This is a genomic window from Latilactobacillus curvatus JCM 1096 = DSM 20019 (genome assembly GCF_004101845.1).
Lineage (GTDB): Bacteria > Bacillota > Bacilli > Lactobacillales > Lactobacillaceae > Latilactobacillus > Latilactobacillus curvatus.
In genome coordinates, this window is record NZ_CP026116.1 from 1,755,593 (window position 1) to 1,777,388 (window position 21,796).

Here is a 21,796-nt window from a genome sequence, read left to right on the forward strand (position 1 = left end):
TGAGGCTTAATTTAGGTTAGCAAGTAGGGCTTCGAGTTGATCCAGACGTTCTTCGAAAACTGCAAAAGCGCGTTCGAGATAGTCGGCACTCGTCATATCGACGCCGGCTTGTTGCATAATTTCAATTGGGTAGGCGGAGCTCCCAGCTTTTAGGTAGTCTAAATAGTGATCGAGAGCACCGGGCTGTTTGGTGCTAATACCGTTAGCGAGAGTCGTTGCAGCAGCAAAGCCGGTTGCGTATTGGTAAACATAATAGTTCATGTAGAAATGTGGAATCCGAGTCCATTCAAGGGCAATCTGTGGATCGTTAACGACGGCAGGTCCGTAGTAGCGGCTATTAATGTCCGCATATTGTTGTGACATGAACTCGGCAGTTAGTGGCTGACCATTGGCAGCGGCAGCATGCATCGCATGTTCGAACTCAGCGAATTGCGTTTGACGGAAAACAGTGCCTTTAAAACCATCCAAATAGTAGTTTAGTAGATAGGCCTGGATCTTAGGATCAGACTGTGTTTGCAATAAATATTCCGTTAAGAGATTTTCATTGGTTGTTGACGCAATTTCGGCCACGAAAATTGGATAGTCGCCATAAACATAATCTTGGGTCTGACGGGTGAAGGCGCTGTGGACACTATGCCCCGTTTCATGGACCAATGTGTATAAGTTGTTTAAATCATCTTGCCAGTTTAATAAAATGAAGGGATTGGTGTCATAAGCGCCGCCAGAATAGGCGCCACTCCGTTTCCCTTGGTTTTCACAAACATCGATTAAGCGGTCATCAAAAATATGGGCAACTTGTTTGGCGTAATCGGGTCCTAGGATCGACAATGCTTCTTTGGCAGTTGCTTGCGCCTGCTCATAAGTGTAGGTTAATGCGGGTTTTCCTAAAAGTGGTGTGTAGAGATCAAACATGTGTAATTCAGATAAATTAAGTTGCTTTTTGCGTAATTCAGTATAGCGATGTAAAAGTGGTAAGTGTTGGTTCACTTGATCAACCAAGGTTGTATAGACGGCTTCTGGAATTGCTTTGGGTGCTAGCGCTGCTTGGCGTGCACTATCGTAGTGATGGACTTGAGCTAAGTAATTATGACCTTTGATTTCAGTGGCAAGCGTCGTCGCAAATGTATTTTTGAATTGACCATAAGTTTTGTAAAGTGCTTCGAAGGCTGCTTGGCGGACTGATCGGTTGGCTGATTGCAAAAGTTGGCTGTAGACCCCGTCTGAAAGCTGAAACGTTTGTCCGTTTTCGTCAGTCACTTCTGGGAATTGTAAATCCGAGTTGTCTAAGACGCTGAAGGTTTGACTAGCAGCACTGAAGATATCACCGGCAGCAGCTAACAAGGCTTCTTCTTGCCCAGATAAGACATGGTCTCGACTATCGGTAATGGTTTGAATGAAATGGCTGTATTTGGCTAAAGCAGGGGATTCTGACAACCAAGTGGTCAATTGAACAATAGGAATTGCGAGAATCGCAGGGTCTAAGAAAGCAGCGGCGGCTGAAACTTCGGCCGCTAAGCTGTCCACTTGGGCTTGATAGCCTTGATAAGTTGCGTTAGCAGTATCCTGATCATTTTTCATGCTAGCATAAACGTAAATTGTTTCGAGTTGGCGGAAAGTGGCTAAGATTTGTTTGATTGTAGCGACTAATTGATCAGCCGATTCAAACGGACGATCAAGTGTTTTGAGTGTGGGTAATTGCGTTTTAACTTTCTTAAAGGCTACTTCAAAAGCTGCATCATTTTTGAAAATCGTGGTTAAGTCCCATGTGAGCTTTTCTGGAACAGCATTGCGGGTGGGGAGTTGTTGAGTTGACATATGAAACCTCCATAATTAAGAATTGCTTATATTTTAGCATAAAAGCGCTTAGGAAAGTGTTGTTCAACAATTGAAGGAATTATTAAAATTGTGTAACTTTTCTTAAAAGGCGTTGTTTGAAATGATAATTCCGCTATAATAGCAACATAACATTATTAATGCCGGTATGATACATGATAGAAGGGAAACACCTATGCAGAATTCTAAATTTTTCGGATCTCGAGAAGCAAACTACAAAAAAGTTAAAAAGCATCGCACGATGAAAGTTTTGATACTCATTCTAACGCTAGTCCTCTTCGGTGGCGGCGCGTATGCATTACGCATCAGTAATCAAGTGAAGTCTGCAGCGAATAAAATTTATAAACCAAATACGACTAAAAAAGCCGCTAAAACGATTAAACATAAAAAACCATTCTCTATTTTATTACTCGGAGTGGATACTGGTGCTGAGGGCCGGGTTGATAAAGGGAATTCCGATACAATGATTGTGGCGACGGTCAACCCAGATAAAGAGCAGGTCAAGTTGGTCAGCATTCCTCGGGATACGCTAGTGCAGTTACAAGGCGCAGATGAATTTAACATGCAGAAGATTAATGCTGCCTATAATGTTGGTGGTTCTGATATGGCGATGTCGACGGTTGAAAAGATGTTCGATGTCCCAATTGATTACTATGTCACGGTTAACATGGGGGGCTTATCGAAGATTGTTGACGCTGTCGGTGGCGTTGATGTTGACGTACCATTTACGTTCGAATGGAACGGGAGCGAGTTTACTAAGGGCAAGATGCATCTGAAAGGAAAAGCCGCTTTAGACTACTCACGAATGCGTTACGATGATCCAGAAGGCGATTATGGCCGTCAAAAACGGCAAAAACAAGTTATCACGTCGATGATTAATTCTGCAGTCTCGCTTAAATCTTTGACCAACTTTGAATCTATCTTAGACTCCTTGTCAGATAGTGTTGCCACTAACCTCAGTTTTGATGACATGGTAGCGATTCAAGCAAATTATCGAAAGGCAGCTAAATCAATTGAGTCTGATGTTTTAACTGGACGTAATGCTGATATTGATGGTAGCTCGTATCAGATTCCAACCAATGAAGAAATCCAACGCGTTTCAGATGTCTTGAGAACGTCACTGGGATTAGAAAAAACAACGATTAACAACGCAGAAACCAAACAAAATGATTTGAACACGTATTTTACAGGTGAAGAAAATCATCAAGAGTTTACGGTTTATTCTGAAAGTGTCATGAATGGTGGAAAGAGTGCTGCAACGACGACGCAAAGTAACTATGGCTACTCGAACAGTGCAACTTATAGTGGTAACAACGATTACAGTAACACGACCAATACTTGGCAAATGCAACAGTCTACAAATCTGTGGAATGCGGGCTATTAAAAATGAATGGAAAAGCGGTCCTTTGCAAAAGGGGACCGCTTTTTTTGTGGACTAATTTAGTTGCGTTTAACAAGTGATTATTTATGCAATTAGGGGGTGAACAATAGTTTACATTTACAAGGGGGAACGGTATTATTTAAAGCGGTACGAAAAAGACAAATGAAGGATGTGGCGTGTCGTGTATTTGCTTGTAAATGTTGTTGGATTACTGATTTTTATTGGAGTCGGCTTTCTGTTCTCAAAGAAAAAGAAAGAAATCGATTGGCGCTCCGTCTTAATCATGTTAGTGATTAACTTAGTGCTTGCTTGGTTTTTAACGAGTTTTTCAATCGGGCGGGATATTGTTTTAGGTGCAGCAAACGGCTTTAACTGGTTAGTGCAAGTTGCCTATACTGGGATTGCTTTTGCACTACCAAGTTGGGTCAATGTGAAACAAATGGATTTCGTTGCTAGCGTGTTATTACCAATCTTGATGATTATCCCATTATTCGATATCTTAACGTATATCGGGGTCTTGCCTTGGGTGATTAAATGGTTAGGCCGTGGGTTAGCTAAGATTACGGGACAACCAAAGTTTGAATCATTCTTTGCAGTTGAAATGATGTTTTTAGGCAATACCGAAGCATTAGCTGTTTCAAGCTTACAATTGAAACAAATGAAAGGAGAACGAACATTAACACTTGCGATGATGTCAATGAGCTGTGTGACAGCTTCCATCATCGGCGCATATACACAAATGATGCCGGGCCAATTTATTTTAACGGCGATTCCGGTCAACATTATTAACGCTATTATTGTCACCAATATTTTAAACCCAGTGAAAGTCACACCCGAAGAAGATACGATTGCTAAAATGGGTGGGAGTGGTTCCGCAGCTGTTGAAGCAACCGAAATGGTTGAAGGCAAAGTGGAACGTGAACCATTCTTCTCATTCTTAGGTGATTCAATCTTAAATGCTGGTAAATTAGTTTTAATTATCACGGCAAACGTCATCGCCTTTGTTGCGTTGGCTGCCTTGATCGACAAGGTGCTTCAATTAGTGAACCCTTGGATTACCCTTGAACATTTACTTGGAATCGTGATGTTCCCATTCGCATGGTTAATGGGACTTGATGTGCACCACGCTTTTGAATTTGCACAATTCATGGGGACGAAGTTGGTGACCAACGAATTCGTTGTCATGGGTAAAGTCCAACATTCAATCGGGAGCTTCGCACCACATTACCAAGCTGTCTTAACGGTCTTCGTGACATCATTTGCCAACTTCTCAACAGTCGGCATGATCATCGGCGCCTTCAAAGGCCTTGTGGACCGTGAAAAGAACGACATGATTGCCAAAAACGTCGGCTACATGTTGCTATCAGGAATCTTAGTATCACTTCTTTCAGCAGCAACAGTCGGACTATTTGTATGGTAATTTAAAGAGTGCGCAGGCAGTCGGTTATCTTCTGAGGATTAGCCTAATCAGGCAGATTACCGACAAAGTCGGTGATTTGACTGATGTAGCTAACCGGAAGAAGATGGCTGCCAAAGCACGTTTAGAGTGCGTTTGATGACGGTTAACAACTGAGCATTAATACAAAATTCCCAATAATCCGGGTTTTTAGGATTATTGGGAATTTTAGATTAAGCGGAAATTGTTGTCATCAAAAGCACGTTTAGAGTGTGTCATTAACGGGTTGCTTTTGAACACTTGTCTAGTGTTGTGAATAATCAGCACAGCTGATTGTTTGCAATACGTAGCAAAACGCAGAAAGCAGTTAATGAAAGCACGTTTCAATTCAATCAATTTACGGCGCCAACTTAATCTTGGTGCCGCATTATTGGGCTATGGCCAAGCGGTAAGGCAACAGGTTTTGATCCTGTCATGCGCTGGTTCGAATCCAGCTAGCTCAATCCAACTGCAAAACTTGACGGTTAAAGGGCTTTGTGATATATTTTGGACATTATAATAAAATGTAGCCATCGATAAAGTACTTGGTTTTAGCGATCAATCACAGAGAGAGTAACCCCGTTGAAAGTTACTTATTGATTCCAGTTGACAGCTTTTGAGGCTTGGATGAATATCCCGCTAGCAGATAGCGTTATCAACAGCTGAAATTAAAGGTGGTACCGTGCGCAAAGCACCCTTGTCGAAAGACGAGGGTGCTTTTTTTTATTTTTTATAAAATGTAGATTCAGAGAGGATTGGCAAATATGAGAACAAGAACAACATATTGTGGATTAGTTGGGGAAGAATTTCTCAACCAAGAAGTCGTATTACATGGTTGGGTTCAAAGCCAACGGAATTTTGGGAACTTAATTTTCGTTGATTTAAGAGATCGCGAAGGCATCGTTCAATTGGTGTTTAATCAAGACACAGATGCAGATATTTTCCAAGTAGCAAGTAAATTAAAGAGTGAATATGTCGTTGAAGTCCAAGGAACAGTGATGGCGCGTGATGAAGCGGCCATTAATCCAGACATGAAGACGGGGAAAATCGAAGTGATTGTTAAAGACTTAGTGGTCTTGAACAAAGCTGAAACCCTCCCATTTGAAATTTCAGATAACAATACGGCTTCTGAAGATTTGAAATTGAAGTATCGTTATTTGGATCTTAGAAGACCAGAAATGCAAAATGCCATTAAAACACGGGCTGCGATTACTCGTGCAGTTCACAGCTATTATGATAACAATGGTTATTTAAATATCGAAACACCGAACTTGACGAGTTCAACACCTGAAGGCGCACGCGATTATTTGGTGCCTTCACGGGTTTATCCAGGTAGTTTCTACGCATTACCGCAATCACCACAACTCTTCAAACAATTATTGATGTCAGCCGGCTTTGATAAGTACTATCAAATTGCCCGTTGTTTTAGAGACGAAGATTTACGTGGGGATCGCCAACCAGAATTTACACAAATCGATGTTGAAACAACGTTCTTATCAGACGTTGAAATTCAAACCGAAACAGAAGGTTTATTGAAAAAAGTTATGAAAGACGTCAAGGGCATCGATGTGCAAACACCATTCCCACGTTTGAAATGGCAAGATGCAATGGATAAGTATGGTTCAGATAAACCGGATGTTCGTTTTGATATGCAAATTCAAGATATTACAGAAATCGTGCAAGATTCTGACTTCAAGCCATTCTCTGAAGCTGTTGAAGCAGGCCAATATGTGCGCGCAATCGTCGTTAATAATGCCGCCCCTAAATATTCACGGAAAGCGTTAGACGAACAACAACAATACATTGAACGTTACGGCGCTAAGTCATTGTTGTGGGCGAAATACGCTGGTGATAAATTATCAGGGGCTTCTGCTAAAGGCTTATTACCTTACCAAGAAGCGCTTGTTGAACGTTTGAACTTAATGGATGATGATTTAATTTTAATCGTTGCCGGTAACTTCCAAGTGGTTTGTGATAGCTTAGGTTACTTACGAACACACTTCGCTAAAGAAATGGATATGATTGATAAGAGCCAATTTGCATTTACATGGGTTGTTGATTGGCCATTATTTGAATATGATGAAGGCTTTGGCAAATGGATTGCAGCCCACCATCCATTCACGCGTCCACGTGATGAAGATATTCCATTGTTGGATACTGATCCACATAAGGCACATGCAATTTCATACGATATCATCTTGAATGGTTATGAATTAGGTGGCGGTTCACTCCGTATTTTTGATCCAGAAGTCCAAGAAAAAATGTTATCTGTTTTAGGGGTTGCCCCTGAAGTGGCTCAAGAACGTTTCGGCCACTTATTAAATGCCATGAAATTCGGTTTCCCACCATCAGGCGGCTTAGCGATTGGTTTGGATCGTTTCGCAATGTTGCTCGCTAGTCGCGACAATATTCGTGACGTGATTGCCTTCCCTAAAAATTCCCGGGCCACAGAACCAATGACCAATGCGCCTAGTGAAGTGACACCGGAACAATTAGAAGAATTAGGTATCGAAGTGAGTCCTCAAAAGAAGGACTAACCAGCATCAAATGAAGTCAATTAAGTAAAGGAGAATTGCCATGGAAGAAATGTTTACGATTTTAGGCGGCATGGGGACGGCGGCAACCGAAACTTTCGTACATCTAATCGATGAATTAACACCGGCTAAGAAGGATCAAGATTATCTGAATTACGTCGTGTTCAACCACGCTGAAATTCCAGATCGCACAGCCTACATCCTCGACAACAGCCAAGAAAATCCGTTGCCCGTGATGTTAAAAGATATTCGCCAAATGAATTTGTTAGCGCCGAAGTTCATGGTAATGACCTGTAACACAGCCCATTACTTCTACGACGAATTACAAGCTGCCGCAGATTTCGACATTATCCACATGCCACGGGAAACGGTCAAACACATGCAACAAACAATTCCCGGCTTGAAGAAAATCGGTGTTCTCAGCACAACCGGAACCCGACAAGCCGGTATTTATCAAAAAGCAATTGCTGCTTTTGGTCTTGAAAGTGTTGTTCCCGACCAAACATTGCAAGATGCCACGATGAGTTTGATTTATGATGACATTAAGGCGACTGGGACATTCAGCCATGACAAGTATCAAAAAATTGTCGATACAATGTTAAATGACTATGATTGTGACGCGGTTATTTTGGGCTGTACCGAATTGAGTGTTGCACAGTCGGAATTTCCATTGTATCCCGACAAAGTGATTGATCCGATGACAGTGGTCGGCCAAAATATTGTCGACGGGCTATACAACAAGTAGCAATTACTAATTAAGTTTTAACAAAGAGCATCCTGAGCTGACGTATATTGAACGGCAGTCTGGTATACTACGATAAATATTGATATAGAAGGTGACAGCATGCAAGCAAACGGTAAAAACTTCACCCCCATTTTATTGGGGAGCGATTTTAACGTTTACGGGATGGCCCGTTCGTTTTATGAGATGTATCATGAACCTGTTAAGGCCTACGCAAGTCAGGAATTAGCACCAACTCGGTTTACAAAAATCGTCGATTTAGAATTGATTCCAGGCTTCAGTGAAGATCCTGGATTCATTACTGAAATGCTAAAATTAAAGGAAATCTATCGCGATAGCGATGGCCCAGTCATTTTGATTGGCTGTGGTGATGGCTATGCGAGCTTAATTTCACAACATAAAGCGGAATTGGAAGATGTCTTTGTTTGTCCATATATTGATCACGATTTACTAGAAAAGTTGACTTATAAGGAAACCTTCTATGAAATCTGTGACAAATATGACTTACCTTATCCCAAGACGCACATCATTACCAAGCAAATGGTTGAAGATAATCAGGTGGAACAACCTTTCCAATATCCAGTGGCGTTAAAACCGGCGGATTCTGTGGAATGGCTTGATGTGCATTTTGAAGGGCGCAAAAAAGCTTTCACGATTAAAAGTGAAGCTGAATTCCAAGACATCATGCGAAAAGTATATGAAAATGGCTACCAATCAGACATGATTTTACAAGACTTCATTCCTGGGGATGACAGTCGGATGCACGTGATGAACATCTATGTTGACCAACAACATCACGTGAAGATGATGTGTCTGGGCCATCCATTATTGGAAGATCCAGCACCCGCAGCTATTGGGAATTACGTGGCGATTTTGCCGGAATACAACGCACAAATTTATCAACAAGTCCAAAAATTCCTTGAAGATATCGAGTTTACGGGTTATGCCAACCTCGATATGAAATATGATGAACGCGATAACACCTACAAGTTATTCGACATCAATTTACGGATGGGCCGCAGTAGTTTCTTTGTTACCTTGAACGGCTATAACTTAGCCCAATGGGTGGTGCGCGATTACGTGACAAATGACTTGCAAGATGAACCTGTTGTTTGGGCGAATAAAGATGAAGACAGTCCCGCACTTTGGTTGGGCGTTTCAGTGGATGTCTTTAAGAAATATGCCCGCAATAATGCCGAAAAAGACAAGGCATTGGCACTCATCAAACAAAAACGTTACGGCACCACTTTTGAATATAGCAAAGATATGAATCTCAAACGTTGGCTATTGATTAAATGGATGTTGCACAATTACCGCAAAAATTTCGCGAAGTTCTTCAAAGAAAATAAGGAATAACGTCGCTTAAAACTTTAAAAAGCACATCATCGTTGAACGATGATGTGCTTTTTTAGCAGCATTAGAAAAAATCCCGCCGCAGGGTTGCAGGTTTGTGGTAAATGATGCAATATGAAGTTGGAGAATCGCTGTGGCATTTATGGTTTGATTTTTGAATGAGTGCTTTATTTTTGAGACAAAAACGATATAATAAATCAAACAATAAATTTACAATGCTAGCCGTTATTTTGACTGTCAATTAGCGTTAAAGTGCTTTTAGATGCGATTATGAATGTAGCAAGTAATTGAAAAAGGTGGAAAAACGATGCACTCATTAGATATTGAGCGATTAAAAGAGATGTCAAACTTTGAAGTTGCCGCTTTGTTCTTAGAAAATTCAGAAAAAAATACAATGCATAATGCGCCAATTAATGTTGGTCGTGGGGACCCTAACTGGATTAATACGCGGGCGCGATTAGCTTTTAATAAGCTTGTCGAATTTGGCGTCGAAGAATCTGCTAAGAAAATTAACGAGGCTGATGGAGATATGGCGGGCTACGTTGATAAAGCAGGGATTGCACAACGGCTGCATGCCTACCTTGATGCCAGTCATAAAACAGATCGATTTATATTAGCCTTTTTAGATTATACCGAAAAGCACATGGGCCTCAATCAGGATGATTTGGTTCACGAATTTGTCGACGGTGCGATTGGCAATCACTATCCAGTACCTTCGAGAAGTTTAATCAATGTGGAAAAAATCCTAAATAAATACCTTGAAGTGTCACTATATAATGGTGAAAAATTAGCTAATCAAACGGATGTCTTCCCAACAGAGGGCGGAACAGCCGCAATGGTTTATTTGTTCAAGGAATTGAAGATCAGCCATATCTTACGGCCTGGCGACACGATTGCCATCAATACCCCAATCTTTACCCCTTATTTGCAAATCCCAGAATTAAGTGAATATAAATTAAAGCAATTCGATGTGAGTTCCGTTGAAGATGACAACTGGCAAATGATGGACGCCAAGTTTGAAGAATTGAAGGACCCGACAATCAAAGCCTTTTTTGTGGTTAATCCAACGAACCCCACTTCGCGGGCTTTCAGCAAACACGCGTTAGCTAAGATTAAAGAGGTCGTTGAAGCAAACCCAGAAATTATCATCATTACGGATGATGTTTATGGGACTTTTGTGAATGATTTCCAAACAATTTACTCAATTGCCCCCCGAAATACGATGTTAGTTTATTCGTATTCAAAACTTTATGGGGCAACTGGGCATCGTTTAGGCTTACTAGCAGTGCACCAAGATAATGTTTTTGATGAAATTATTGCTAAGCGAACGGCTGAAGAACCAGCAATTAAGGCAGCTTTTGAAAAACGGTACTCAGTTGTGGCGCCTAATCCGCTTGCGATGAAATTCATTGATCGAACAGTGGCTGACAGTCGTGAAATCGCGTTGTACCACACCGCGGGATTATCAACACCACAACAAATTTTGATGGCACTATTTAGTTTGACCAGCTTAATTCACGAAGGTGAAAAGGATCCATACATCGAAGCTTCCAAGAAAATGGTTGATGCGCGATACAACGCTTTTTGGGAATCGATGGGCATGGAATGTGATCACTCTAAAGAAAACGCTGAATATTATGCGGTATTTAACATCTATGATTTTGCTGAAAGAAAGTATGGGCATGAATTCCACGACTATTTCGAAAAGCATGTGAGCTATCTTGATTTCGAAGATAAACTTGCAGCTAAATACGGCGTTGTTGTGATGGATGGGGCAGGAATGGGGACTGATGATGGCTACTTGCGGATTTCATTAGCTAACCAACCCGCTGAAAATTATGCCATTACTGGGAACCGGATTGCCCAATTACTAGCAGAATACTATACCCAATTTCAAGCACATTAAATAAAAAGTAGGCGCTGTGAGGCATTTTTTGCAAGATAGTCTGATCTGGAGCGCGCGAGGTGCTGAGGCAATAAACATTGTCTCAGCACCTCTTTTTTTATTGGCCTGCATTAATAATTGAACATTTATCGAGTCTGTTTGTAGACGACTTTTAGGAATCATGTATAATAAGCTTGAGATAAAATGATTTATAAAGGAGTTTAGCATGGCCGACTTAGTTTATCAGAATATTATCGCGGACTTAAAAAAAGCGATTAACGCAGAATCATTTCCCAGCATGAAATTACCCGATGAACGGACGTTGACTGAACACTATCAAGTGAGTCGTAGCTCGGTCAAACGTGCGTTAAACATTATGGCTAATCAAGGGATCATTTTCAAAAAACGGGGTTCAGGAACCTTTATTAATCCACTTTATTTAAAGGGCGGCTCGTTTTTTAATTACAATGGCTCTAACCTAGGGGTTACCGACAGTTTTAAAGCCGGTAATCGGACACCGGGGATTAAATTATTAGATTTCCAAGTCATCAAGCCGAGCGCGGAATTGCAACGAGACTTGTTCCTGAAACCAGATGATTTTGTTTACGAAATCAAGCGTCTCCGGTTGTTTGATGATGAACCATTCATGATTGAAACGGGCTTCATTCCGATTAAGGTAATGCCCGAATTGACCGAAAAAATTGTGTCGAGTTCAATCTTTAACTACTTGGAAACCGAGAAAAATCAAGAAGTCACACGCGCTTTCCTGTCAATTTTCGCGGAACCATCAACTGATGATGATCAAGCGCACTTAAAGTTGAAACCGACGGAACCAGTTGGCATCATGGAAGGGATTTTCTTCTTAGACGATGGGACACCGTTTGAATTTTCAACGATGCGCCTGCACTACCAATACATGAAATATAATACATTCGTTACGGTTAGCGGTCGCGAATAGGGCCGCTATTTTTAGATTTAAAAAATTGGTACGCCCCAATATTAAAAATGGTTGACTTTTTTAAAAAGTTTAGTATGATAAGAGAGTAGTCAGAAACAACAAAGTTGCAAAAGCTGCGACTGGAACTTAAAGTAAAGCTATTAGGAACTTTTTTAAAATTAAAAAGGGGTGCTATTAAAATGACAGATTATTCAAGCAAAGAATACCTTGCTAAAGTTGACGCATTTTGGCGGGCTGCAAATTATATCTCAGTTGGTCAATTATACTTAAAAGATAACCCACTATTGAAACGTCCTTTGGAAGCAAAAGATGTTAAGGCAAAACCAATTGGTCACTGGGGGACAATCTCAGGCCAAAACTTCCTATATGCTCATTTAAACCGCGCAATTAATAAATATAACTTAAACATGTTCTACGTTGAAGGCCCAGGTCACGGTGGTCAAGTGATGGTCTCAAACTCATATTTAGATGGTAGCTATTCAGAAATCTATCCAGAAATTTCTCAAGATGTTGAAGGGATGAAGAAATTATTCAAACAATTCTCATTCCCAGGCGGCGTTGCTTCTCATGCGGCTCCTGAAACACCTGGTTCAATCCATGAAGGTGGCGAACTTGGTTATTCATTATCACACGGTGTTGGTGCGATTTTAGATAACCCAGACGTGATTGCTGCTGTTGTTGTGGGTGATGGGGAAGCTGAAACTGGCCCATTAGCTGCATCATGGTTATCAAGCACATTCATCAATCCTAAGAATGATGGTGCTGTCTTACCAATCTTGAACTTAAACGGTTTCAAGATTTCTAACCCAACAATTCTTTCACGCAAGAGTGATGAAGAATTAACGAAATACTTCGAAGGCAATGGTTGGGAACCAATCTTTGTTGAAGGCGACGACCCTGAAAAGATGCACCCAGCAACTGCTGCTGCAATGGATGAAGCCATCGAAAAAATCCAAGCAATTCAAAAGAATGCGCGTGAAAACGGCGATTCATCTCGTCCAGTATGGCCAATGATCGTCTTCCGCGCACCTAAGGGTTGGACTGGTCCTAAGACATGGGATGGCGTACCAATCGAAAATTCATTCCGTGCGCACCAAATTCCAGTGCCAATTGACAGTGCTGACATGCAACATGTTGATGCATTAGTAGATTGGATGAAATCATACCGTCCAGAAGAATTGTTTACAGAAGCAGGTCAATTAAAACCTGAAATCGCAGAAATTGCACCTAAAGGCGATCAACGGATGGCTGCTAACCCAATCACCAATGGTGGGATTGATCCTAAACCATTACGCTTACCAGATTACCGTGATTATGCTGTGGATAATTCAGAACACGGTAAAGTCGTTGCGCAAGACATGATTGTTTTAGGCGAATATGTTCGTGATATCATCAAAGACAACGATCAAAATAAAAACTTCAGAATCTTCGGCCCTGATGAAACAATGTCAAACCGTTTGAACCATATTTTTGAAGCAACAAACCGTCAATGGATGGAATCAATCAAAGAACCAAACGATCAATACATGGCAACAGAAGGCCGTGTTCTTGATTCACAATTATCAGAACATCAAGCTGAAGGTTGGTTAGAAGGTTATGTCCTAACTGGTCGTCATGGTTTCTTTGCAAGTTACGAATCATTCTTGCGCGTTGTGGATTCAATGTTAACACAACACTTCAAGTGGTTACGTAAGGCTGATGAACAAGCATGGCGTAACAAGTATCCTTCATTGAACGTGATTGCCACATCAACTGTTTTCCAACAAGATCACAATGGTTACACACATCAAGATCCAGGTATCTTAACACACTTAGCTGAAAAGAAACCTGAATTCATTCGTGAATACTTACCTGCTGATGCTAACACGTTGTTAGCAACAATGGATACTGTCTTCAAGAGCCAAGAAAAGATCAATTTAGTGGTTGCTTCAAAACACCCACGTCAACAATGGTTCTCAATTGACGAAGCAACAGTCTTAGTTAAGAATGGTTTGAAGATTATTGACTGGGCAAGTACAGACCAAGATGCTGAACCAGATGTTGTGATTGCAGCTGCTGGGACAGAACCAACACTTGAAAGTTTGGCTGCAATCTCAATCTTGCACAAACAATATCCTGACATGAAGATTCGTTTCATTAACGTTGTTGATTTATTGAAACTTCGTTCACCTAAAGTGGACCCTCGTGGTTTAACAGATGAAGAATTCGACATGTACTTTACAAAAGACAAACCAGTGGTCTTCGCATTCCATGGTTTCGAAGGCTTAGTACGTGATATCTTCTTTGACCGTCACAACCATAACCTTCATGTTCATGGCTACCGTGAAAATGGTGATATTACAACACCATTCGACATGCGTGTCTTGAATCAAATGGATCGTTTCAGTCTATCTAAAGAAGTTGCAGGTGACGTACTTGGTGATCAAGCTGGTCAATTCGCACAATCAATGGATGACATGGTTGCTAAACACAATCAATACATTCGCAATGAAGGTACTGATTTACCAGAAGTTGAAGAATGGCAATGGACACCACTCCGTTAATGCGGTGAGAGTGCGTCACTAACGGTTTGCTTTTAAGCATTTGCCTAATCAGGCGGATTGCCGGTAAAGCCGGTGATGTGACTGATGTAGCAAGGCGCAGGAGGCAGTTAGTGTAAGCACGTTTAAGTGGAAGAGTGCGTTTGAACTGGTTATCTTCTGAGCATTAACTGGATTTGACGAATTGACGATGTAATCGTCGATTTGGCAAATTTGGTTAAGCGTAGGAAGATGGTTCAAAAAGCACGTTTAAATGATAGAATTCTACTATCAGAAGAAGGGTCTGGGACAAACATACTTTTGTCCTAGATTCTTTTTTGTGGATTAGTGGTCTCTGAGCCTTTATTTTTAGGCATAATAACGGTAAACTAGTAGACAAGTATAATTTTAGAAAGAGGCGTTTTTTTTATGGCAAAAAATAAAATCCGAGTGCGGTATGCGCCAAGTCCAACAGGTCATTTGCACATCGGGAATGCTCGTACAGCATTGTTTAACTATTTATTTGCACGTCACAACAAAGGGACTTTCGTGATTCGGATTGAAGATACTGACACGAAAAGAAACATTGCTGACGGTGAAAACAGTCAGTTAGATAATTTGAAGTGGCTAGGTATGGATTGGGATGAAGGTCCAGATAAGCCTGGTGACTTTGGTCCTTATCGTCAATCAGAACGTCGCGAAATTTACACGCCTTTAATTGAAGAGTTAGTGGCTAAGGGATTAGCTTACGAATCATACAAAACAGAAGATGAATTAACTGAAGAACGGGAAGCCCAAAAAGCAGCTGGCGAAGCACCACGTTACATCTACGAATACGAAGGTATGAGTGATGATGAAATTAAGGCTAGCCAAGAAGCTGCTAAAGCAAAAGGCTTACAACCAGTTGTTCGTTTACGTCTTCCTAAGGATCACGTTTACAAGTTTGATGACATTGTTAAAGGTGAAATCAGCTTTGAATCAGATCGTTTAGGTGGCGACTTTGTCATCATGAAACGCGATGGGATGCCAACATATAACTTTGCCGTTGTCGTTGATGATCACTTGATGGAAATCACCCATGTCTTGCGTGGGGACGATCATATCGCCAACACGCCAAAACAATTGGCTGTCTACGAAGCCTTTGGTTGGGAACCACCAGTCTTTGGCCACATGACATTGATCATCAATACTGAAACAGGTAAGAAGTTAAGTAAACGTGATGAATCAGTGCTTCAATTTATCGAACAATACCGCGAATTGGGTTACTTACCAGAAGCGATGTTTAACTTTATCGCCCTATTAGGTTGGTCACCAGTTGGCGAAAGCGAATTGTTCAATCGCCAAGAATTCATCAAACAATTTGATCCAAAACGTTTGAGCAAATCACCAGCTAGTTTCGATCAAAAGAAACTCGAATGGGTGAATAACCAATACGTTAAACAATCAGATCCAAACAAAATCATGGATCTTTCGTTAGAAAGCTTGATTAAAGCGGGTAAAATCGCTGAAAATCCTGATAGCAAAATGATCGAATGGGCCCGTCATTTGATTGCGTTATACCAAGATCAAATGAGCTACACAGCTCAAATCGTTGAAATGTCAGATGTCTTCTTTGAAGAACCTGAACAATTAGACGCCGAAGCGCTTGAAGAATTAAATAACGAAACAGCATCCGTTGTTTTGAAGGAATTCAGCGAACGCTTGAAAGATTTAACATTATTCACAGCACCACGGATTATGCAAATCATTAAAGGCATCCAAAAAGATACGAAGATTAAAGGCCGTCAATTGTACATGCCAATTCGGATTGCAACGACTCGCGAAATGCATGGTCCATCATTACCTGATTCAATCGAATTGTTAGGTAAAGACCGTGTCCTAGCCCACCTTGAAAAGACATTAGCAGAAATTAAATAAAGTACGTTTGAAACGGGTAGCTTCTGAGCATTAACAGGATTTGACGAATTACCGATGCAATCGGCGATTTGGCAAATTTGGTTAAGCGCAGGAAGCTGTTTAAAAAAGCACGTTTAAGAATAGAGTGCGTTTGGTTGCGTTCAGCAACTGAGCATTAATAAAAAATTGGTAGTTATCCAGAATTCAGGATGACTACCAATTTTTTATTAAGCGGAAGTTGGTGCAACCAAAAAGCACGTTTAGATGTTCAAAATAGAACAGCAAAAAAGCTGAGGTTGAAGTATTTCTTCAACCTCAGCTTTTTTATTTTTGTCTAGTCCGATCAATTTCAGTCCGAATGGCTTTGAAACTTTGTTCTGTTTGTGGGCCATTATTAACGGCGACCATCATAAACAGACTATCGACGATGCTGATTTGTGCAATTAACGCGTGTAGTGCTTCGGCGCGGTAATTGGTTTCTTCGGAAATGGACAACAGTGTCACATCACCCAATTTAGCGAGGGTTGAATTGCCAAAACTGGTGATGACAATCAGTGGAACGTGACGTTCTTTTAAGATGCGTGCAATTTCTAAAGCATCTTTATTTTGACCACTATGTGAAATAATCAGCGCACAGTCTTGTTCGGTGAGTTGGGTGGCCTGCATCAATTGTAGATGGTAGTCTTGGCTGTAAACAGTTGGAATCGCAGTTCGTAAAAATTTGTGGTAGCCATCTTGAGCGACGATTCCAGAAGCGCCCAAGCCAAATAAACTTAAGCGCTTGGCCTGGTTGATATAATCAACGGCTTGCCGTAATTGCGCTTCAGTCAGTAGTGAACGAGTTGCTTTGAGCGCATTAGTATTGGATGCGAAAATTTTATCGGCCATGGTCAGATAGTCATCATTATTACTAATTTCATGGAAGAGTGGATTATCTGTTGGGGTTGCTTGTTTAGCAAGTAACGCCATTTTGAGTGCCTGGAAGTTTGCGAAGGTCAACATTTTGGCGAAACGGGAAATAGTGGCTGTTGAAACACCACAGTCAGCCGCAAATTCTTGAATCGTTAAACTTTGATTGAAATGTTCAGTTTTTAAGATGTAATCTGCGATTTGTTTGTATTTTTCACTTAAATTCGTGTAGTACGCACGGAGTAAGGAATCGATGTTTTGTGTCATTGAAGTGCCCCCCTGTTATCGATAGTATAGCATAAAAAACAACAAAGAAAATTATTTTCTCAAAAAGGGTTGATTAAAGAAAATAATTTACATATAATAAAGACATTAATAAAAGTGACATGAAATTGTGGATAAGGGGACTGGCAAAGATGAAATTAGCAATGATTGGTTTAGGCAAAATGGGGATTAACTTGGTCGCTAACTTACGACGTAATGGGCACGAGGTTGTCGCCTTTGACTTAAATGAAGCAGCGGTTCAAGAAGCAACCCGCTTAGGTGCATTACCTGCAAAGGATATTGATGATGTGGTGGCACAATTGCCACAACCTAAAATTGTGTGGAGCATGTTACCTGCTGGTAAGCCAACACAAGCCACAATCGAAACGTTAAGTACCAAATTGACAGCCGGTGACATTGTCATTGACGGTGGTAATTCATTTTTCGAAGATTCTAAACAACACAATGCATTGCTTGCCGCAAAAGGGATTCATTTCTTCGATGTCGGAACTTCTGGCGGGATGAGCGGTGCTAACGCAGACGGAAACTTCATGATCGGCGGCGACAGCGCGGAAGTCTTCAAACAGATTGAACCGATTTTTAAAGATATTGCTCAAAAAGATGGCTATCTCTATACCGGGAAGGCTGGTAGTGGTCATTATCTCAAAATGGTGCATAATGGAATTGAATACGGCATGATGCAATCTATCGCTGAAGGATTCGATGTGTTATCACATGGTGAGTTTGAATATGATAACGAAGCGGTTGCTAAGGTTTGGAGTAATGGTTCTGTGATTCGCGGCTGGTTGATGGAATTAGCGGAATCTGCTTTTGCAAAAGACCCTAACTTAGAAGGCTTAAAAGGTATCATGCACTCATCAGGTGAAGGAAAATGGACATTAGATGAAGCCTTGAAATTACAAGTCCCAACACCGGTCATTGGTTTATCATTGATGATGCGGTATCGTTCACTTGAAGATGATACATTCACTGGTAAAGTTGTCGCTGCTTTACGAAATGAATTCGGCGGCCATGCAGTTGATAAGAAATAAGTGGTATCCTAGTAAGTAGTCAGTAAACACCACATAAACGAGGTAATTATGATGAAATATATGATTGGTGCGGATATTGGAACAACAAGTACGAAAGCGGTTTTATATGATTTAAAAGGGAATGTTAAAGCTTACGCAAACGTTGGTTATCCTTTATATCAAACCGTACCCGATATGGCAGAAGAAGATCCGGATGAAATTTTTAATGCAGTGTCAGAAGTATTACGACAGGTGATGCGCAAGGGCAACGTTCAAGCCGGCGAATTACAGGGCGTTAGTTTCTCGGCTGCGATGCACAGCTTGATTCTGATGGATGCAAATGATCAACCGCTAACTCGGGCAATTACTTGGGCGGATAATAGAGCTGCTAAAGCAAGTCAACAATTGAAAGAAAATGGGTTGGGCCAAGCCATTTATCAACACACTGGCACACCAATCCATCCGATGGCGCCACTTTCAAAACTGATTTGGCTGAAAGAAGCGCAACCTGAATTGTTCAACCAAGCTAGTCAATTCATCGATATTAAAACGTATGTCTTCCAAAAACTTTTCCATACGTATCAAATGGATTATTCAATCGCTTCAGCAACCGGCTTGTTCAACATTTTTAATTTAGATTGGGATCAACAAGCCCTTGAAGTGGCTGGTGTCACACGCCAACAACTACCTGAATTAGTCGAACCAACGGATTATGTTAAAGGGATTGATCCGATCTATGGTGAATTAACCGGCATTGGTGCTGAAGTACCATTTATCTTTGGCGCCAGCGATGGGGTTTTATCAAACCTTGGGGTAAATGCAATTGATCCAGGCGTAGTCGCCGTTACTATCGGGACAAGCGGTGCCGTGCGAGTGGTTGTTGATCATCCAGTGGTTGATCCAAACGGTAAATTATTCTGTTACGCCTTAACCAAGGATAAATGGGTGGTCGGTGGACCGGTCAATAACGGGGGAATTGTCTTCCGTTGGGTGCGCGATCAACTTTTTGCACCTGAAAAAATCAAGGCTGAACAAATGCATGTTTCAACATACGATATTTTGACACAAATTGCGGCAGAAATTCCGGCTGGTTCAGATGGACTCTTATTCCATCCTTACTTGGGTGGCGAACGGGCACCAATCTGGGATGCAGATGCACGTGGATCATACTTCGGTTTGACGCGGCAACATACACGGGCGCACATGGTGCGTGCAGCGCTTGAAGGCATCGTTTATAACTTATACATGGTGATGCTGATGATTGAAGGTGTGGCAGGTAAACCAAAGAGTATTCAGGCAACGGGTGGCTTCTCCCGTTCAGAATTATGGCGCCCAATGTTGGCGGATGTCTTTGAACAAGACGTCACGATTCCAGAAAGTTTCGAAAGCTCATGTTTAGGTGCTGCTGTCTTAGGGATGTATAGTTTAGGCTTAGTGGATGATCTATCAGCTGTCAAAGAAATGGTTGGTGTGACGAATGTGCATCATCCAGAAGAAGCCAACTTTGAAGTTTATCGCGAACTATTACCAATCTGGATTCGATTAACACGGGAATTAAATACGGAATACGGCGCAATTGCTGACTTCCAACGCAAACATATGCAAGTTAAAGAGTAACGAAGTGAACTGGGTCTGAAAGCCCAGTTACTTTTAACAATATCATGATAGCGCAAACATTATTGAAAATAGGGAAAATTATGGCATTAGTAGTCCTATTATTGGGCATTATCTTATTACTCGCCCTTATTATTCGATTTAAGATCAATACGTTTATCGCTTTAGTTATAACGGCAATGGCCGTTGGGGTTGGCCTAGGTATGCCATTAACGGACATTGCAACCAGTGTTCAAAACGGGATTGGCGGTCAACTTGGTGAGCTCTCAATTGTCTTTGGCTTTGGTGCCATGATGGGGCGGTTAGTTGCCGACGCTGGTGGCGCGTTTAGAATCGCGCATACCTTAATCGATATGTTCGGTAAAAAAGACTTCAAATTGCAATTATGTTGGCTTCGTTCATCATTGGGATTGCCTTATTCTTTGAAGTTGGGATGGTCTTGTTAGTACCAATCGTTTTCGCGATTGCAATCGAAGTAAGTGTGTCAATTTTGTACCTTGGAATTCCGATGGCTGCAGCACTTTCTGTCACACATGGGTTCTTGCCACCCCATCCAGCACCAACAGCAATTACCTCAGCTTTAGGGGCAAATGCTGGTCACGTATTGTTATATGGGGTCTTAATTGCGATCCCTTCAGTGATTATTGCCGGTCCATTATTCACTAAGATTGCAAAACGCTTAGTACCAGATGCGTTCGCGCGCCAAGGTAATCTGACGGCACTTGGGCCTCAGAAAACCTTTAAATTAGACGAAACACCGGGGTTTGGAATTAGTGTCATAACCTCATTATTCCCAGTCATTTTGATGGCTGTCACCACGATTTATCAAATGGCCTTTAACGGCGGGAAATTACCTAAAAATCCAACGATGCTGGATTCAATCGTCGGTTTTATCGGGACACCAGCCATTGCAATGACCATTTCATTGATGGTTGCGATGTATACGATGGGTTGGGCGCGTCGGATTAAAACCCTAGCGATTATGAAGACGATTGAAGAAGCCGTTAAATCAATCGCGATGTCACTCCTAGTCATTGGTGGGGGTGGTGCGTTTAAACAAATCCTCATCGACGGTGGGGTTGGCGATAGTGTCACTAAATTATTCGCAAATGCCAATTTATCACCACTATTATTAGGTTGGTTAATCGCAGTTGTCTTACGGGTGGCATTGGGTTCAGCAACTGTTGCGTCATTGACGGCGGCAGGCTTGGTCTTACCACTAATGCAATCAGCCGGTGTGAACCCTGCACTGATGGTCCTTTCAATTGGAGCCGGCAGTTTAGCGGCTTCCCACGTGAATGATGCCGGGTTCTGGATGTTCAAGGAATACTTTGATTTAAGTCTCAAAGAAACCCTTGCAACTTGGACAGTTTTGGAAACATTGATTTCGATTGTTGGGTTAATTGGCGTTTTACTATTAAGTTTAGTCGTCTAAATAAAAG

General features: G+C 41.4%; 13 protein-coding genes, 1 tRNA gene and 1 pseudogene. 13 read left to right on the forward strand and 2 right to left on the reverse strand.

From position 1 onward, the window contains the following. Positions 1–6: 6 nt before the first annotated feature. Positions 7–1,815 (reverse strand): oligoendopeptidase F, encoded by a 1,809-nt coding sequence (pepF, locus tag LCU_RS09100; protein ID WP_054644248.1) that lies wholly within the window; start codon positions 1,813–1,815, stop codon positions 7–9. A gap of 193 nt (positions 1,816–2,008) precedes the next feature. On the opposite strand from pepF, the gene LCU_RS09105 reads away from it, so the two are divergent. The 10 genes from LCU_RS09105 to gltX all read left to right on the forward strand — a co-directional run bounded on the left by LCU_RS09105 (position 2,009) and on the right by gltX (position 16,557). Next, on the forward strand, positions 2,009–3,217 hold the full coding sequence (locus tag LCU_RS09105) for an LCP family protein (RefSeq protein ID WP_056966310.1): 1,209 nt from the start codon (positions 2,009–2,011) through the stop codon (positions 3,215–3,217). A gap of 178 nt (positions 3,218–3,395) precedes the next feature. After that, the gene (locus LCU_RS09110) at positions 3,396–4,634 is read left to right on the forward strand and encodes a NupC/NupG family nucleoside CNT transporter (RefSeq protein ID WP_081038316.1); all 1,239 of its coding nucleotides are present in this window, start codon (positions 3,396–3,398) and stop codon (positions 4,632–4,634) included. Between the two features lie 407 nt (positions 4,635–5,041). Then, a tRNA-Gln gene (locus LCU_RS09115) sits at positions 5,042–5,113 on the forward strand. Positions 5,114–5,413: 300 nt separating this feature from the next. Next, a complete protein-coding gene (gene aspS / locus LCU_RS09120; RefSeq protein ID WP_039098319.1) occupies positions 5,414–7,186 on the forward strand; it encodes an aspartate--tRNA ligase in 1,773 nt (590 codons plus the stop codon). Between the two features lie 40 nt (positions 7,187–7,226). Next, positions 7,227–7,928: an amino acid racemase gene (locus LCU_RS09125; protein ID WP_039098320.1), complete on the forward strand. Its 702-nt coding sequence runs from the start codon at positions 7,227–7,229 to the stop codon at positions 7,926–7,928. Positions 7,929–8,027: 99 nt separating this feature from the next. After that, positions 8,028–9,281: a carboxylate--amine ligase gene (locus tag LCU_RS09130; RefSeq protein WP_039098321.1), complete on the forward strand. Its 1,254-nt coding sequence runs from the start codon at positions 8,028–8,030 to the stop codon at positions 9,279–9,281. A 304-nt stretch (positions 9,282–9,585) separates the two neighbouring features. Beyond that, the gene (locus LCU_RS09135; protein WP_004265081.1) at positions 9,586–11,184 is read left to right on the forward strand and encodes a bifunctional aspartate transaminase/aspartate 4-decarboxylase; all 1,599 of its coding nucleotides are present in this window, start codon (positions 9,586–9,588) and stop codon (positions 11,182–11,184) included. A gap of 205 nt (positions 11,185–11,389) precedes the next feature. Further along, positions 11,390–12,121, forward strand: coding sequence for a GntR family transcriptional regulator (locus LCU_RS09140; protein WP_056966738.1), 732 nt, complete (start codon positions 11,390–11,392; stop codon positions 12,119–12,121). A 179-nt stretch (positions 12,122–12,300) separates the two neighbouring features. Beyond that, complete coding sequence (locus LCU_RS09145) at positions 12,301–14,664, forward strand: phosphoketolase family protein (protein ID WP_056966740.1); 2,364 nt, start codon at positions 12,301–12,303, stop codon at positions 14,662–14,664. A gap of 405 nt (positions 14,665–15,069) precedes the next feature. Further along, the gene (gene gltX, locus LCU_RS09150) at positions 15,070–16,557 is read left to right on the forward strand and encodes a glutamate--tRNA ligase (protein ID WP_056967160.1); all 1,488 of its coding nucleotides are present in this window, start codon (positions 15,070–15,072) and stop codon (positions 16,555–16,557) included. 303 nt (positions 16,558–16,860) lie between these two features. Here the strand turns inward: gltX and LCU_RS09155 are convergent, their stop codons facing one another. Further along, on the reverse strand, positions 16,861–17,712 hold the full coding sequence (locus LCU_RS09155) for a MurR/RpiR family transcriptional regulator (protein WP_004265031.1): 852 nt from the start codon (positions 17,710–17,712) through the stop codon (positions 16,861–16,863). A gap of 149 nt (positions 17,713–17,861) precedes the next feature. Between LCU_RS09155 and gnd the strand changes: the two genes are divergently transcribed. The 3 genes and pseudogenes from gnd to LCU_RS09170 all read left to right on the forward strand — a co-directional run bounded on the left by gnd (position 17,862) and on the right by LCU_RS09170 (position 21,789). After that, entirely contained in the window at positions 17,862–18,761 is a 900-nt protein-coding gene (gene gnd / locus LCU_RS09160; protein WP_039098326.1) for a phosphogluconate dehydrogenase (NAD(+)-dependent, decarboxylating), read from the forward strand. A 51-nt stretch (positions 18,762–18,812) separates the two neighbouring features. Next, on the forward strand, positions 18,813–20,357 hold the full coding sequence (gene gntK, locus LCU_RS09165) for a gluconokinase (protein ID WP_056967001.1): 1,545 nt from the start codon (positions 18,813–18,815) through the stop codon (positions 20,355–20,357). A gap of 80 nt (positions 20,358–20,437) precedes the next feature. Beyond that, positions 20,438–21,789 (forward strand): annotated as a pseudogene (locus LCU_RS09170) (gluconate:H+ symporter). Positions 21,790–21,796 lie beyond the last annotated feature (7 nt).